Origin of the sequence: Thermocoleostomius sinensis A174, assembly GCF_026802175.1 — a bacterium.
Classification (GTDB): Bacteria; Cyanobacteriota; Cyanobacteriia; order Elainellales; family Elainellaceae; genus Thermocoleostomius; species Thermocoleostomius sinensis.
The window spans coordinates 3,660,363-3,676,724 of sequence record NZ_CP113797.1 but is presented as its reverse complement, the minus strand read 5'-3'; the positions used below and the strand labels follow the sequence as shown (position 1 = coordinate 3,676,724).

Annotated in this window: 16 protein-coding genes; 6 read left to right on the top strand and 10 right to left on the bottom strand. The window is 46.8% G+C overall.

What is annotated here, in order from left to right; translation table 11 throughout:
• The first annotated feature begins 21 nt into the window (after positions 1-21).
• Complete coding sequence (locus OXH18_RS15880) at positions 22-387, top strand: thioredoxin family protein (protein WP_268608078.1); 366 nt, start codon at positions 22-24, stop codon at positions 385-387.
• Positions 388-400: 13 nt separating this feature from the next.
• Here OXH18_RS15880 and OXH18_RS15875 read toward each other — a convergent pair whose 3' ends face one another.
• From OXH18_RS15875 to OXH18_RS15840, 8 genes are all read right to left on the bottom strand, one after another.
• Complete coding sequence (locus tag OXH18_RS15875) at positions 401-2,338, bottom strand: serine/threonine-protein kinase (RefSeq protein ID WP_268608077.1); 1,938 nt, start codon at positions 2,336-2,338, stop codon at positions 401-403.
• A 94-nt stretch (positions 2,339-2,432) separates the two neighbouring features.
• A complete protein-coding gene (locus OXH18_RS15870) occupies positions 2,433-3,086 on the bottom strand; it encodes a V4R domain-containing protein (protein WP_268608076.1) in 654 nt (217 codons plus the stop codon).
• 131 nt (positions 3,087-3,217) lie between these two features.
• The gene (locus tag OXH18_RS15865) at positions 3,218-3,709 is read right to left on the bottom strand and encodes a globin family protein (protein ID WP_268608075.1); all 492 of its coding nucleotides are present in this window, start codon (positions 3,707-3,709) and stop codon (positions 3,218-3,220) included.
• Positions 3,710-3,781: 72 nt separating this feature from the next.
• A complete protein-coding gene (locus OXH18_RS15860; protein WP_268608074.1) occupies positions 3,782-4,099 on the bottom strand; it encodes a hypothetical protein in 318 nt (105 codons plus the stop codon).
• Complete coding sequence (locus tag OXH18_RS15855) at positions 4,096-4,779, bottom strand: V4R domain-containing protein (RefSeq protein WP_268608073.1); 684 nt, start codon at positions 4,777-4,779, stop codon at positions 4,096-4,098. Before OXH18_RS15855 ends, OXH18_RS15860 begins: the two co-directional genes overlap by 4 nt.
• Before the next feature lie 349 nt (positions 4,780-5,128).
• Positions 5,129-5,605: a globin family protein gene (locus OXH18_RS15850; RefSeq protein WP_268608072.1), complete on the bottom strand. Its 477-nt coding sequence runs from the start codon at positions 5,603-5,605 to the stop codon at positions 5,129-5,131.
• A 267-nt stretch (positions 5,606-5,872) separates the two neighbouring features.
• Positions 5,873-6,358 (bottom strand): 2Fe-2S iron-sulfur cluster-binding protein, encoded by a 486-nt coding sequence (locus OXH18_RS15845; RefSeq protein ID WP_268608071.1) that lies wholly within the window; start codon positions 6,356-6,358, stop codon positions 5,873-5,875.
• Between the two features lie 23 nt (positions 6,359-6,381).
• Entirely contained in the window at positions 6,382-7,221 is an 840-nt protein-coding gene (locus OXH18_RS15840) for a hypothetical protein (protein WP_268608070.1), read from the bottom strand.
• A gap of 646 nt (positions 7,222-7,867) precedes the next feature.
• Here OXH18_RS15840 and OXH18_RS15835 point away from each other — a divergent pair.
• From OXH18_RS15835 to OXH18_RS15825, 3 genes are all read left to right on the top strand, one after another.
• Positions 7,868-8,893, top strand: a complete 1,026-nt coding sequence (locus OXH18_RS15835; RefSeq protein WP_268608069.1) for a LysR family transcriptional regulator — start codon at positions 7,868-7,870, stop codon at positions 8,891-8,893.
• Positions 8,894-8,904: 11 nt separating this feature from the next.
• The gene (locus OXH18_RS15830; RefSeq protein WP_268608068.1) at positions 8,905-10,413 is read left to right on the top strand and encodes a serine/threonine-protein kinase; all 1,509 of its coding nucleotides are present in this window, start codon (positions 8,905-8,907) and stop codon (positions 10,411-10,413) included.
• 82 nt (positions 10,414-10,495) lie between these two features.
• Entirely contained in the window at positions 10,496-11,899 is a 1,404-nt protein-coding gene (locus tag OXH18_RS15825) for an ABC transporter substrate-binding protein (protein ID WP_268608067.1), read from the top strand.
• A gap of 101 nt (positions 11,900-12,000) precedes the next feature.
• On the opposite strand, the gene OXH18_RS15820 is transcribed toward OXH18_RS15825, so the two are convergent.
• Entirely contained in the window at positions 12,001-12,699 is a 699-nt protein-coding gene (locus tag OXH18_RS15820) for a Crp/Fnr family transcriptional regulator (protein ID WP_268608066.1), read from the bottom strand.
• A 339-nt stretch (positions 12,700-13,038) separates the two neighbouring features.
• On the opposite strand from OXH18_RS15820, the gene OXH18_RS15815 reads away from it, so the two are divergent.
• Positions 13,039-14,031, top strand: a complete 993-nt coding sequence (locus tag OXH18_RS15815; protein WP_268608065.1) for a DALR anticodon-binding domain-containing protein — start codon at positions 13,039-13,041, stop codon at positions 14,029-14,031.
• Between the two features lie 256 nt (positions 14,032-14,287).
• On the opposite strand, the gene OXH18_RS15810 is transcribed toward OXH18_RS15815, so the two are convergent.
• Positions 14,288-15,034, bottom strand: coding sequence for a C40 family peptidase (locus tag OXH18_RS15810; protein WP_268608064.1), 747 nt, complete (start codon positions 15,032-15,034; stop codon positions 14,288-14,290).
• 116 nt (positions 15,035-15,150) lie between these two features.
• On the opposite strand from OXH18_RS15810, the gene OXH18_RS15805 reads away from it, so the two are divergent.
• Positions 15,151-16,101, top strand: coding sequence for a serine hydrolase (locus tag OXH18_RS15805; protein ID WP_268608063.1), 951 nt, complete (start codon positions 15,151-15,153; stop codon positions 16,099-16,101).
• Positions 16,102-16,362 lie beyond the last annotated feature (261 nt).

Below are 16,362 nucleotides of genomic sequence, written 5' to 3'. Positions count from 1 at the left end.
TTAGTAGCAACTAGAGGCGACATGTCATTGGCAGTTGATCAAACGACATTTAATCACGAAGTTTTAGGATCATCCGTTCCCGTTCTGGTCAATTTTTGGGCCCCTTGGTGTGGCGTGTGTCGATTAGTTAGTCCAATGTTAAGTGAACTAAAGTCAAAGTGGGGAGAGCGCATTAAGCTCGTCAACATCAATGCTGACGAAAACTTGAAACTCGCTACGCTGTACAAACTCAAGAATTTACCAACGGTAATGTTGTTTGACCAAGGCGATCTTCAATGTCGATTGGAGCATTTTAAGAGTCGAGATGATTTTCAACTAGCTATGAGCGATCTCCAAATGGTATTAGAAGCGATCGTCGCCTATGATAGTTGCTCTGCATCTGTCTAAAGTTTCCTAAGTTTTAAAATAAAAGCTCTACCGGAGCTTCTTTCACATTCAGTATCTGTAAGGTGCCTTGTTGACCATTCCACGTTGCAAGTAATAGCCGATCGATGTCTAGGAACGTGATGGCTGTCACTGGTGCGGGAGCCAGAAGATGTCCAACCTGATGCCACTGACGATCGAAAAACATAAGATTTCCCTCCGCATCGGCTACAACATATCCCCAGGCTATGCTTGCCATCGTTGTCGGTTGAATACCAATGTTCAGTCGCCACAGTCGGTAGGGCTTTAGGTCTATTAAAACCATCAAACCAGCCTGAAGGCGATCGATCGCCACAATTTGAGCATGATTAGCTGTTAACCAGGCTGATCCAAGCCAGATTGGTAAGGGGATGGTTCCAACCACTGTACCACGTCGCGTCATGACGATGATGAGACTGCCAGGAGGGCCCGAATTTGCTGGTTGAGAAGCGTTAGTCAAATTTACGATTACAGCAATGTGGCGAGAATCTAGTACAAGGAGTTGGTAAGAGTCGATCGCTTGCCGATTGTCTATTCTCTGAATTGATTGTTCCACAATAAACGGGATTGGCGGCGACGATGCCAAGAGCATAGCTGTGGGGGTTAATTGCCATATCTGCAATGATTGGTTCGTGGCAGGTAAGCGGGTCAGGGTAGCCAGCCACTGCCCCTGGAGGTCAATCCCTATCTCTTCTTCCTGCTTCGATCGATAAATGAGTTGTGGCGCTAGCTCAGCCTCTGTGACGGGTGCAGTCACCAAATACAGCGATCGGAGCGTGGCTACAAAACAACCTTGTGGCCGAGCCAATAGTGCTCGAATTTCATCCTTGAAGGCAAACGACCAAGAGGATGACAACGCGGTGGAATTGACTGAGCTTGTCTTTGAACTGGCTTCCACGTTGATGTCTGAAGCCAACTGAAGATGAATCTGATGCTGCTGGGCGTGACAAATATAGAAATTCCTAAGTGTGGTAGTGGAGTTGTCTTTCGTAGCATCCTGATAAACAGGCGGTACGATCGCCAATGCCGTTACCCCATCATGAGTAAATGCTTGGGGCGGAGCCTGTAGCGGTAAGACTGGCTGAGGCGAAGTTAATTGCAACAAGCGGCTTGAAGCATCTGTAATGGTTGACGTTTGCACAATTGTTTGTAGCGCAGCTAACATCTCCTGCGCCGTCTGAAACCGACGAGCAGAAAGCTTTTGCAAAGCCGTTGTGATCAGCGGATGCAAAATTGCTGGAATTGTCTCAGGAATTTTTAGCGGTTGATTCAAGTGCGCTGACATCAAATCCGCCGGAGTACCTGAAAACGGACGATAGCCAGCCAGTAATTCAAATAGCAGGACACCAACAGCATACAGGTCGGAGGTCGGAGAATACTGCCCGTAAAACCGCTCTGGAGCCATATAAGCAGGCGAGCCAGTATTGCCCAATGCTTGTCTTACACTTTCTTGACTTAGCCGGGCAACGCCAAAATCAGAAATGCGAGCAGTCCAACCATTTGGTTCAACGTTAAGCAAGATATTTTCCGGCTTAATGTCACAGTGAATAATGTCATGACTGTGAGCATGATCTAAACCCTGCAAAATATCGGCTACTAGCTTCAGGCTCTGCAACATACCTACACGCACATCTTCTGCCATCAGCTTTCGGAGTGTGCCCCCGTGACAATAGTCCATCACCAAATAGCGTCCTGTAGGCGTGTGCTCTAGCGCTTGACAATTGACAATGTTGGGGTGTTGCAGGCTCAACAAGAACCGTAGTTCTCTGAGAAATTTATGCGTTGAAAACCGCTGACGATCGAGTTCTTTAAGCGCAACAATTTGCCCGGTCTGCCGATGGACTGCACAAAATACTCGCCCAAACTGCCCTTGTCCAACCAATCCAAGAAGGCGATAGTTGGAGCGTTTCGATTGAATTCCCAATTGGCTTGACACAGCAACAGGGGCGAAAAGAGAGAATTACAGACAGAATTACAAACGTTGATGTAATTTATGAGGCAATGATTTTATTGAGGGATTATTGAGGTAGTTAATGACAGAGTTGACGCAGAATAGCATCATGATCTGAATTTGGCACCATTGTCTCGACTCGTTCTAGACGCTGAGGTAAACCAAGGATAAAGCGATTGCAGTCTGCGCCTAACGATTCACAGGTGGTTTGGACACAGTGAAGATCGCGACCTGTCAACTGACTAAAGAATGAAGCTAAGACACCTGCTTCCAGGTAGCACGCTGGATAGTCCCATTGGGGTGCGTGTTTAGCGAATGGAGAATTCCAGGAGTTGATCACCAGAAACCCTCGATGTTGATAGGTTTGATCGAGATCTACCTTCCCCCAACCATGGGTAATCCAGCATTGTTGAAGCGCTTGCAGGAATTCGAGCATCGGCATCTCAGCGATCGCCATCTCGTAATACTCAGACAACTGTTCGCAGAAGCGGGTGTAAAAACTTTTCCCCCACCATCGACCACAGTTGAACAATACTAATCGGGCAGCCTGACCTGTTTCTTTGTCAAGCCCCGAATAAATTGCTTGAATGAACGTTTCCGACAAAGCAATTAAGCGATCGCCTTGGCGATTTTCCAGCAGTCCCATTTCCAGGTCGCCGCGCACATAAGCATCAACAGCAAAATAGTTACCTGGAAGGCGATCATTAGTGAGGAGATCGGCAACAGAAGTCATAGTTAGGGGTGAGGGAGTAGAGGTTAGGCGTTGGGCGTTGGGGAGTAGGGGTTAGGTGAAAGGAAAAGGTAAATCAGGAAAGTGGTATTTATGGATTTCCAATTCCCAATCGCTAACCCCCAAACTCTTCTCTACCAGCCGATTGCAAGTTCATTACTTGGCTCGGCTGACAGCAGTGCAGTTTGTGTAGCAGTTAACATCGGACTTAGAAATTTCATTTGTTGCACCCCTAGCATCCTTTGAAGCTGTTGATTGAGTAGTTGATAGAGGGAAGTATCAATTTTCTCAGTATTGTAGATCTTAACGCTTTGGCTTACCCAACTCAAAAACCGCTTCTGAACTAATGTTTCATCATTGAGTAACATGCCCATGCTACAGTAGCGCAACATAAGTAATGCAGTTTTGATACTGCGCTCAATCGTTTCCTGCGGCTCTTGAGGAAACTGTGCTTGAAGCTGATCTACAACCCACTGCATAATTTCAAGTTCTCGATCGCGTAAGGTGCGGTAAAGGTCGATCCGCTCTGGCAGCGAGTCAACATATTGTGCAAGCAATTTCAACTCCTCGGGTTTGAGGTAGCGATTTTCGGCATCATCAAAGATCTCTTGAATCTGTGGGTGCATAGGTTGAAACGCAATTGAGGAACGAAAGATGCAGGTGATTTGACTCGATCTGGATATGAACTAACTGAATGACTAAAACAACTCTGAGAAGTCATCTAGCGTGAACAGCGAAGATGGAGGTGAAACCGTTTCAGGTTGGGAGACTTGAAATTGTCCAACTACGCCGATCGCACCTCCGTCCCAATTCACCATCTCAAAAAATTGCTTGACCTTCAGCGTGAGGCTAAGCGGTTGTTCATCCGTTGTCGTGGTTTGAATCCATGCCTGAATCCTAGGAGAAGTATCATCCCAGTTAAAATTGCAAAAGAACTGTTGGACGTTTTGCCGCATCCAATTGGGAGCAGAATGGAACGGTGATCCGTTCATGCGAGGCAGCATTGTTTCTGTCATCTCAGTACATCTCCAGACCGCAAGCGTTTCTCGATGTCTTTGGCGGTTGCCCCTTCATTTAACCAAAACGCTGCCGCATCAATTCGATCTTGCCCACCCAATAGAAATTTGCAGTAGGTCTCACCCATGGAGTAGCACTGAATTTCAATACAACTCAATCGTTTTTTCACCAGTTCTGTAAAAAAGCCAGCAAACAGCCCTGCATAGAGAAAACATACAGGTTTACCGACATCCCCCAGTGTTCGTGCCACTGCCGAGTCAAAGATATTAATAAACATGAACCCTTGCTTACGATCGCCCATATCTACCTCCCAACGTCCCCACCCTTGAGAGGTGAATGGCCACCACCAAGTTTCTAACAAAAACAGCAAATTGGTTTGGCGAATCGGACGATCGAATTCTTTTTCAAACCATTTTTCAAAGAAAAAAGCATCCTTTTGCCCCCACTCACATCCGATGGTGTACATGGTGGCCGCAGAAGCATCTCCAACTTCCTCTTCTAATCCTTGCACGAGCCCAATAATAAAATCCTCAGTCATCAAGGCATTTTGACTACCATTCCAATCAATAATCGTGCCTTGATTTGAATCAAACTGAAAAAAATCTTGGAAGCCGTAGTGATTATGCTTCTTAGGATTCTTACGTTTAGCAGGGTTTGAATGTTCTGGTATAGTCACCATACAGCAGCGATCTCTATGCTTTATAAATTCTAAGCAACGCGAAAACAAACAACAAATCTAAAAAAGTTCAATTCGACTTTAATTGAAAGCATCATTTACTGATTTAAAACAACTGCAACACAAGGTCTTAAATCTTAAAAACTTGCAACACTTAAACCAAACGACATTGGATGCACCACTATAGCCATTCAGGGTTTGCTTCGTTCTTAATAACTTGCAATTAAACAATCACCTTTGATGCGTAAAATTCAACAATGTGCAGTAATGTGCAACTTATCTACCAATAACCATCTCAGCTTTAATCAGTGAAATGTTGATATTCTCAAGCTTTTGACTATCGCTTGCGTAGCTAGCTTTTAGCTCCAAGTGTTTGACGAGTGAGTTCTAGAATTGGGCAAATCAACTGGGATTGAGGTAAAGAAAAATGTTGCTTAACTAGTGTTTGTAAAACTTGATAGGTCACATCGCAAGTTTGTTGAGCGCCAAACGCTTTCATGATGGTTTGAAACCACAGCAAGAACCGCTCTTTGAAAGTATCGGGGTCATTCATCAACACAGCAACAGCCGTATAGCGTAGAACTCGAAGTGTGTCTTGTTTCCACTTAGCGCCAATATCTGCGTTTTTGTAATTGAACAAGGCTGGATTATCCGATCGTATTTTTTCATAAGCCTGTTGCACCAAGATAGCCTCCAACTCTTGAAGCTTGATATAGGTCTGCGATCGTAAGTGGAACGATTGAACATAATCGACAAGAAATTGCAATTCAGCATCCGTGGCATAGCGACCATCCACCTCAAACTTCAAACGATCAAGTTGGCTTAACATAAGCGTTCAACTGATAGCAAACTTTCGTTCAGTATTCCCCAAACAACAGGATAGTTCTAACATCAATGTTTTAACCAGCCAAAACTTATCTTGTCTTTACGGTTTTTAAGAATTCTTTATTGAAATGGAAGCGAGTATTTACGTTCTGGATGTTGCTTGCTTCATGATTATTTCTATATGGATAAAAGCTCAATCGCTATCAAGTACACAAATCGTACTGGCTTTTTGTACTACCTTTGAGCAGCAGTAGTTCTCATTATTTCTTCTCTAAACATCACTACTGTTTGAGAAGAAGGAGCGAAGGTTAAAACTGGTGGTATTTTCAATCTGTTTCATCATCGATCGCGTAATTAGCTTGCCTTGCTCTACTAGTACTTGTCCTGTGAGTGGATGAAGAAGATGTTGCTCAGCCCGTCGTCCAATTAGGGCTTCAATGTCTTGGATCGAGTTAATGTACATACCAGGCGGCAATTCCACCACCACTCCGTCTCCCAATACGCGGGCTTGACAAGCCAGTCGAGAATTGGGCTTACAAGATGTAATCACTTCTAGCGTCCGTTGTTCTCGACGGTTAACCTGTGAAAGCGCATCCATTCCGGCTTTCACGTAAACATGGCAAGTGGCGCACATACCGCGCCCACCACATTCTTTCAGAACATCTAAGTCTTGGCTAATGAGTACCGATAATAGATTGCCGTTCGTCTCCACAGACGTTTCTTGGGCGATCGGCTCTAGGCGAATTAACTTGGCCATGCATTTGTCTCCAAAGATGAGTTTTATTCCCGAAACAGCAGTTGTTTTTGTTGAGTGTCTAATACCCTTTGACGAACCGTTTTTGGGAAATCCCGAATTACTTTAGTACACCGATCGATAAATGCAGCCACCCAGGTTTGTAGGGTTTCTTGTTGAACAGGAGTCAGCAAGCTAGATCCGGTTAAGTCCGAATTGGGTCGATAAACGAGTTGAGCCGATCGCTCAATGGTAATGGCACCCTGGAGCCATTCCAACTCAGGTTGAGTCGTTTTCCAATAATTTGCCACAACGACAGTCCCCAAATATTGAGCCGTGAATAGACTCAGTGCATTCATTGCACCTATCATCTCTTGCCAGCGGATTTGCGGCCCTACTGCCTCAGAAGTAGTTGTTTGAGAGGAACGAGGTTCAGCGTCTATCTGTTCAGCCGAGGTTGCTGCCGAATGGCTCGTTCTTGCATTTGACGGTTTCCAATAGTTTTCTCCGGATAAAGTATGATTGCCTGCTAATAACCGAAAGGTGGTCAGAGTCGTGCTCATATCTTGCTGTAGCTCTTGCTTTAGTTGTTGCACGATCGGCGCATAGATGTCGGTTAAGCAATTAGTTGTTACAACTAGTAGGCTCGTTCCGGCATCTAGTTTATAGAGGTAAACTTGGTGACTACTGAACTGAAACTCAAATGTCTCAAAATTAGCGGGAGTCGTATCAATAATTTGCTGAACCCCCTGAGTTAGGACTTCTTTCTGCTGGAAATTCAATGCGCGATCGACTCCATAAAAATAGGGGCGCGATCGTTTCCCCATAAGAGCGAGTCCTGCAATTCCTGGTAAATTCAGAAAATTTTGGACGATTTCTCGCTTCATACTGCTCCAAGATCTCTTAAAAATTAGGTAACATTCATCTTTAAAGGGTGCGCATTAGACATTGAGTGACACTTGTCAATGTTTCAACTGAAATCTTTACGTGAAGAGTCGAATTCGCGGCTTGGCTCCCCTCAATCCCCCGTCAACTGCTGTGGAGACCAACTGGCATAGCTGACTAGTTAGCCTACTTTGCTACAAGGATTTAGCGCAGAGGGGAGGCTGTCTTTCTGATTCCCTAGTTTTCCCGTATTGCCTTGTGATATTTCGCACTGCACTATGTTTTGCATCACAATATATGCTGGCCACAATATATGCCAGCATAGAGAAGGGAGTTTAACAACGATCGCTAGAAAATCCAAGAGGAAAGCATCGAGTTTTCTGATCTTCTCTCGACCTAGAATCTACCGATCAATTATGATTCTCCATAGTTCAAGTTGTATGATTTTCTGTCCATATCTCGCCAGCGTTTAAAACGCTTCAAAAATTGACTCAGTCGTCTTTATGGACAATGCCGTTTTGGGCAGTGCTTCTAGGCTAAGGCTTAGAAGTACTGCTCAGTCAATTTTTCGGCAGTGATGCGCTCATCTTGGATAGTTTTATCTATCATGTTGATTCCCAGGCTCTTTCTCCTTTCGATATAGCAGCTATGTCTGATCTTCCTTTCACTCTGGATCAGTTACGCATCCTTAAAGCCATTGCCGCCGAGGGAAGCTTTAAGCGTGCTGCCGATAGCCTCTATGTGTCCCAACCCGCTGTCAGCCTACAAGTGCAGAACCTGGAGCGTCAACTAGACGTTCCGTTGTTTGATCGGGGGGGGCGACGAGCACAACTTACCGAAGCAGGACATCTACTGCTTAGTTATGGCGATCGGATCTTGAGCCTGTGCCAGGAAACCTGTCGAGCCATTGAAGACCTCCAAAACCTACAGGGCGGCACACTCATTGTGGGAGCTAGCCAAACCACCGGAACCTATTTGCTGCCAAGGATGTTGGGCTTGTTTCGGCAGAAGTATCCAGAAGTGGCCGTTCAACTGCATGTCCACTCGACTCGTCGCACCGCCTGGAGTGTCGCGAATGGGCAAATTGATTTAGCCATTATTGGTGGTGAAATTCCTCCGGAGCTACAAGATTCTTTAGAAGTTATTCCCTATGCTGAGGACGAACTTGCATTGATTCTGCCAATGTTCCATCCCTTTACGCGCAACGCGCAAGTGGAACGGGACGATTTGTACAAGTTGCAATTTATTGCGCTCGATTCGCAATCTACGATTCGTAAGGTAATTGACCAAGTGCTAACGCGCTGTGGCATTGAAACCCGGCGACTGAAGATTGAGATGGAGCTTAATACGATTGAAGCCATTAAAAATGCGGTACAGGCTGGCTTGGGAGCCGCCTTCGTCTCGATTTCTGCGATCGAGAAAGAGTTACAAATGGGGGTGCTATATCGCGCGAAGATCGAAGGCGTTGTGGTCAACCGCACGCTTTCTGTCATCATCAACCCCAACCGCTATCGTTCTAAGGCGGCTGATGCCTTTATGAGCGAAGTTTTACCGCAATTTTCCACCTATTCCCCGCCGCTTCATTCTGACACCGATCCTGCTGACAAATCGGTCATTAATTCAGTAGAATCCCGTTCGTTGGAGGCTACTCCCTTCCATCCTGGCGGAAAATAGTCGCAATACTCATGGAACTTTATTGCACCCGTCCCACCTGTCCCCGTCCCCTTAATCGCTTTTCGGATTTAGATGACAGTGCCAAGCTTAAGGCGGTGCCGCAAAAATTTTGTACAGCCTGTGGGATGCCGCAAATTCTAGTGGGGCGGTATATGCCGCTGAGATTGTTGGGGCGAGGAGGATTTGGGGCTGCATTTTTAGCTCGCGATCGCTACACGCCGATGATGCGTCAGTGTGTCGTCAAACAGTTTCAACCGGCCGGAAACCTCACTCCCAGCCAATTAGAAATAGCTCAACGGCTGTTTGAACGGGAAGCCGAAGTGCTTGAAAGCTTGGGAACGCGCCATCCTCAAATTCCTAACCTACTAGCTTTTTTTGAACTCGATGTTCCCAGCCGCACACCTGGTGAAACCGAGCGGTTTTTCTATCTAGTGCAAGAATTCATTGATGGGCTGAATATGGAGGACTTGCTGGAGCAAAAGCGGGTGTTTTCAGAAGCCGAAGTAACGGAGTTGCTAACAGAAATCCTCAAAGTTCTGAAATTTGTGCATGAAAACGGCTCAATTCACCGCGATATTAAACCCTCCAATATCATGCGTCATCGCGATGGTCGTTATTATCTCCTAGATTTTGGAGCCGTTAAGCAAGTAACCACATCTGTTATCGAACCGAAAGCGCGGCGATCGACAGGTATTTATTCCAAAGGATACGCTCCCCCAGAACAGGTAGCTGGCAGTGTGGTCTATCCTGCCACTGATTTATATGCGCTGGCTGTTACTTGCATCACCCTGCTGACAGGTAAACAACCCCCTGATTTGTTTGATCCCCTCAGCAATAGCTTTCAATGGCGTTCCCATATTCAAGTCAGCGATCGCCTAGGCGCTATTCTCGATCGGCTCTTGTTAGCCGCCCCCAATCAACGCTTTCAATCGGCTGAGCAGGTACTAGATGCCCTAACTGCTCCACCCGCTAAAATTCCCCCGCCACCGCCGATTCCGCCTACAGTCCCCTTCCCTCCGCAAACTCCACCCCGATCGGTCAACCCGCCAATTTCGCCCTCCACCCCCCAATCCCCATCCCCTAATTCCCCATCTCCGCTCCCCACACCCCACCCCCCAGCTATCCAACCCCGGTCTCGCTTCAGCTTAGTAGAATTCCTGGGAGGAGCCGCCTTCACCGGATTTGAGGGAGGTTTAGTGGCGCTGGCTCTGCTGAGTCTGTTAGGCACGAGTTTAACGCCAAGTTTTTGGCTAATTTTAGCGGGCATTACAGGGGGCATGATTCTAGCCCAGAATCGCCGTTGGATTGAGCGGGTTGATCTAGTGATCATTGCTGTTGCCACCTTCGCGATCGTCACCTTTGTAGCACCGCTGAATCAAGCCATACCTCCAGCGATCATTACCACTTTGGGCAGTAAAGTGATTGCGATTCTCTTGGTGGGAGCCTTTGTTGGGTTAGCAGCGATCGTGGTTGCTATTGTATTTCGCTTAATATATAACCTTCTCTCTCGGTTGCTGTAGGCGATAATTTGGGAAAGATGATTTGGGAAATAAGCGTCTCAATCTGGCGTCTCAATCGATTGGCATCTCCACACACTCAAAAATGTCTCAGAAAAACGAAACCCCGGTTCTGCTATTATCTCTGCTCATCACGCTTGCGCTGATTGGAGGAGGACTGTGGTGGTTGGGACGACGTTTAAATATCAACCCACTTCCTGACATTACACAGTCGAATGGGACAGAAGCCAGAATTCCGGCTACCCTTCAGGATCGTTTTAGTACGGGCGAACGGCTGCTCACTCAAACGGCTTCCCGCGACAAGGAAGCAGGAGTGACTGCGATCGCTAATCAGAACTATAACGAAGCGGTGCGGGCGTTCGAGGCGTCACTTCGCGAAACACGCAATGATCCAGAGGCGTTGGTGTATCTCAACAATGCCCGCATTGCCGAACAACCAGCGTATACGATCGCGGTATCGGTTCCTTTAGCTACATCGATCGAGCCAGCCCTAGAAATTTTGCGTGGTGTGGCCCAAGCTCAAGAGGAGGTGAATCAACAAGGAGGCATTAATGGTGTGCCTTTACGGGTATTAATTATCAGCGACGACAACAATGTGGAGACCGTGCGACAAGTGGCGGAGTCTTTGGTGCAGAATGAGTCAGTGTTGGGTGTGGTGGGGCACTTTGGCAGCGAAGCTACATTAGCCGGGGCAGAAATTTACAACCAGCAAGGACTCGTGATGATCTCGCCCACCAGCACCTCTGTGCAGCTATCTGGACAAGGCAACTACACCTTTCGCACCGTACCCAGCGATCGCTTCACCGCCACCGCCCTAGCTAGCTATTTACTCGATGAAACGGGCGAACAGGCAGCCGTCGTCTATTACAATGCCGGGAGCGACTACAGCACCTCGCTAAAAAACCAATTTACGACGGCATTGACGACAGGTGGAGGACAGGTGGTTGAGGAAGTAGACGTGTCGGATGCTTCGTTTAATGCCGATCGTAGCTTGACACAGGCAGCCCAACGAGGTGCCCAAGCTCTGGTTTTAACCACCAACACACCCACACTGGATCAAGCCCTCCAGGTGATTCGAGCCAACAACCGTCAACTGCCCTTACTCGGAGGCGACAGTCTCTACAATCCCCGAGTGCTGGAAGTTGGGCAAGCTGATGCAGAAGGCATGGTGGTAGCCGTCCCGTGGATCATCTCGTCTAACCTCCAATCTCCATTTGTGCAATCGTCACAGTCACTCTGGGGAGGCGATGTCAACTGGCGTACAGCTATGGCCTATGATGCAGCGGCTGTATTAATTGAAGGACTGCGGCAAAACCCAACCCGTGAAGGACTGCGGCAAGCCCTGTCTGATCCAAGCTTCGAAGTAGAAGGTGCAACAGGCATGGTACGGTTTTTGTCATCGGGCGATCGCAACCAACCCATGCAACTAACGGTAATCCAACCTGGCACTCGCTCTGGATATGGTTTTGATTTTGTCCCAGTCCGGTGACTCCTCATCAAACTTCGTCAATGAGCGCACGTCATAGAGCAGCAAGATGACTAGACTTACCAAGATTACTAGACTTAACCAAGACTAACAACAAGCAGCCATCAACTCGACTCTTGATTTCGAGAGACCGCTTCGGCAGGCAAACAAAGTAAGTTATCGCCATAGGTACGAATTAATCCTTTCTGGCGCAGCTTACCCATTAACCGAGTCACCGTCACGCGGGTCGATCCAATAGCACTACCAATTTGCGCATGAGTTAAAGCCCAGGGTAAGCAATAGCCTTCTTCACAGGGTTCGCCAAATTCCTCAATCAGCAGCGTCAAAAAGCCCAGCAGCCGATCGATCGTACGACGCTGCCCCAAGGTACTCAGCCACAGTAGCTTGCGCTGATGCTGATAGCGAAATGCATCAAGAACTTCGCGGCGGAAGTGAGGCCAATTGTCAAGATCGTGCCAATAGAGCCAAATCACAGCCGTTTGATCGACATGTGCAAAACTTTGCAAGGTGAAAGGCGATTGCGCCACAATCTCAAACGGTTGTCCAGCCCCTACAAATCCTAAAAAGGCTTCTTCTGAATTGATTCGAGGGACGCGAGACGAACTTGCAGTGGCACTTACTTGAGCTTCTCCAACGAGGCGGACCGCCCCTTTCTGAACCAGATAAAGTAACCCAGCGCGGGCTGGGATCTTTTCATCTTTGTTGAAGGTACGGCAGCGATAATGGTCTTGCGCCCAATCCAAAATCCGTTGCCAGGTTAGAAAAGGTCGAGCAGTTTCGGGTTGTGTAGGCACTGAAAACATACAGGGGAGCTACTAAGAAGTCAGTAGAGATGGGGTGCTCTGAACTGAGGATAATACAGATATACAGGAGTAAAGTTGATTTAACTCCCTAGACCGAAGCAATTCAATTGGCTAGAACCAGCTTATCTTGCTATTTTCTTAACGAATCAGAGAGAACTACGGAGTTACTCATCTTACACGTCAACTTATATATTTTTTCTAACATCTCCTTTACCTTTACAATCTTTTACTTCGTCTCAACTTTAAAAGAAGTTTCGAGAAGCGATCGATCGCCAACTTGGTAAAGCCCTAAATCTGTGGTCGAGATTGCTGAGAAAGCCCAAGGGAGATTCTGGAAGAATGCCTCTGTCTAATATCGTATCTCCTGCCTTTAAGTCAATACTAGTCAATAGGCTACAAAAAATCCTTCATGACTACAAAAAACCAACTTCGTCTAGATCAACCTTAGAATTTGCTGATCAATCGAACGTTTCTTTACAAGCTGAGGAGGGCAATGACATTCCCCTGATTCGGATGCAGCAAACTGACCAGATTTGCTACCGTTCAGCCATTGCATTGAAACTAGCCGCTTCGCCAGAAGCAGCCATATGTATTGCTACCCAGCTAGTTGATGACCTGATTCAAAGCACCCAAGCAGATAGTAGAGACATTCCAGTACCGCTTCTACATGACATTTGGCACAATGCAGTCATTCAATCGACTACATCGGGATGGATTCATTTCCAATTTAGCGATCAGGAACTAGCAGCATGGCTCCAGATGTTAAGTGAGTGGTTACTTCTATGTAAACATCCAGGTATTAGTCAACAACCTGATCAACTAGATGCACTAGAAGCATTAAGCGACGGCAAACAGCCCTTGACCCAGAATTATGAACTTCGCCATTCTACCAGCAGTTTTGAAGTTTTGTATACTCATGCTCGTTGTTGCGGATTGTTGCGATTAGGAGAATCCACTAACCTCCTGCACCTGGATTCAGATCCGGCTCAAACTGCGGTTTGGCGAATAGCTGAGCCAGATTTCATTCCTTGGTATGTCGATCGCCAGTTCCGCTGTCATCACCCTGCGGAGCGCCGCTTGATCTCGCAAATGGTGAATATTCTCGACGAACTATTTGTCACTCCTTCCCCGTCGGCCGCTCGAATTTGGCGAATGGCTCAGTGCCTCAGCCAGGATTTTCAAACTTTCTATGCTCATTGCTCTATTTTTGCCACAGCGAAATCCGATCGTTCTTTAGCACAAGTACGGCTAGGTTTAGTACTGTTGACTCAAGCACTACTGCGTTGGCTGCTCGAAGATTGGCTGTGCCTAAGAGCACCAATCGAACTATGAAATTGCATCAGTTGTAATAGTCAGATGTAATAGTCAAACTAATAGTCAAATGCGATGCTATTGTCATTAAGATTGTTTATAGTTTGAAAAAAGATAATTTGTCACACCAATGTAATCTTTTCTTCAATCTGGTGACAAACTCCAGTAAAGTTTGCTATTGTATTGCATGTGTGAGGAGCGAACCAGTGAGGGCACCGAGACGAAACACGGTCAGTCGTCGGTGCCCTTTCTGATTCTTTGGTTATCTTTTCACGTTTCAGGTAAGACCCGTTTCAGAAAGACTGCTGCCGGTTGGTTGGTAGCTAGTGACCACTCGTCCTGCCCCTTTCAGCAAGCGATAGTAGGCGCAGCTGATTTCATCCTCGGTTTCTGTCAGTCGATCGATGCCGATGCCATTACGGCCTTTATCTCGTCCAGAACTGTGGATATAGCAGTCATCACCTAGATATAGCCCGACATGATTCGTTCGTTCTGGTGTGCCAAAGAAAATCAAGTCACCGGGTTGCAGGTCGGTCATGGCGATCGTCAGGGTGAATGCCTCCTGTTGATAGGAGTCTCTAGGCAGCCAAATGCCTGCCGCGGCAAAGGCTGTCTGCATTAACCCAGAGCAATCATAATTGGGGCCAACAGTTCCCCCCCACAAATAATGATTAGGCTGAGCCATTGCCATGTGCGCGTAGGCAATCACCTGAGGTAGCCGCGCCTGGATCTCGGACTCAGACAATACAATTGGCTGGTAAGGAGCCTCTGCTACGTCAATTAAATCTAAATCTTCAACGGGCAACCACCCTGTATAATCGTCTTCACACAGCCGAACGCGAATACCAGTCCCACGCACTTTTCCTTCATATTCAGGCGGTAGGGGTAATACCGTCAACTGTCGCCCTGTAACCGCTTGCGTGACTAAGCCTGTAAGCGTGGCTGAATCATATAGATTAATGTTGGATTGACACTGATACTCTACCCTTTGATTCGTATCGAGTGCTGCTTGAAGCTCAGACATAGAAACCACGATTGCCAAATCCTACCTTTGCCAATTCAAACCACTACTTTTATCTCCTCTTATAATTCAAACCACCCTTGTTTGTTCCAAAAACAGCATCTTTTTGAGGTTGATCCATGCCATTCTTCCGCCGCGATGAACAACTCGATCGATTGGGCGATCGAATTTTGGAAGCAACATGGGCTGAATTTCCCAAACTGGCACAAACTCAAATTGCTCTAACCTGGATCGTTTACGATACGCCAGTTCCGGTTAACACAGGTGGAGCCTTAACCCCAGAAGAATTTTGGAAGTATTCTGTGCGCGGATTCACCTACCGAGGCGTTGAGCAAATTTATCCTGCCAGTGTGGTCAAACTGTTCTACTTGGTCGCTGTTCATGAATGGTTAGACAAAGGCATGATTCAACCCTCAACTGAACTCGATCGAGCCGTGCGCGATATGATTGTGCATTCTAGCAACGATGCCACCAGTCTAGTTGTGGATATCCTAACCGGAACCACCAGTGGGCCCGAATTATCGGCAGGTCCATTTGAAACCTGGAAATCGCAACGTAATATTGTTAACCGCTATTTCCAATCGCTGGGTTGGTCTGAACTAGAGAGCATCAACGTCAACCAAAAAACTTGGTGTGATGGAGCTTATGGACGCGAGCGAGCCTTCCTAGGAGAGGGATTGACCAATCGCAACAAGCTCACTACCAATGCCGTTGCTCGGTTATTACATAGCATTGTGGGCGGAGTGGCGGTGTCTTCACTTCGATCGCAAGCAATGATGGCATTGATGAAACGTAATCTCGATCCGCATGCGTTAGCCGCTGATCCAGAAAATCAGGTGGTTGGCTTTTTAGGTGGTGGCTTGCCACCTACGGCTCAACTTTGGTCGAAAGCGGGGCATACCAGCCAAGTTCGCCATGACGCTGCCTATATTGAATTGCCCGATCGCCGGCCTTATCTTCTAGTCGTTTTTACCGAAGGAGCAGCCCACAGTGCCAATGAGAAAGTTCTGCCGTTTGTATCTCAACAAATTGCAGCGGCGATCGAGGAGCTAGATTCAACACCCCCGTAAAATTACTGATAACGAATTAGCATGATTTAAGAATTTTTAATAAAATTAGTTTTCGTCTCAATGGCTCTTATAGCAAGCTTTTTGCTCCGATCTGAAGCTACTTTCCTTGCAAATTAAGACAAAAGAATTCCATTAGAAACCAGGCGAATCAAAAACTCAGTTTTACGGATTAAAGTATACAGAGATGAACGCTTCGCTGGAGTTTGATGGCATCCTAGCCAGAAGCTGTACCCAATCCTCGTTGACTGTTTGAAGTTTAGT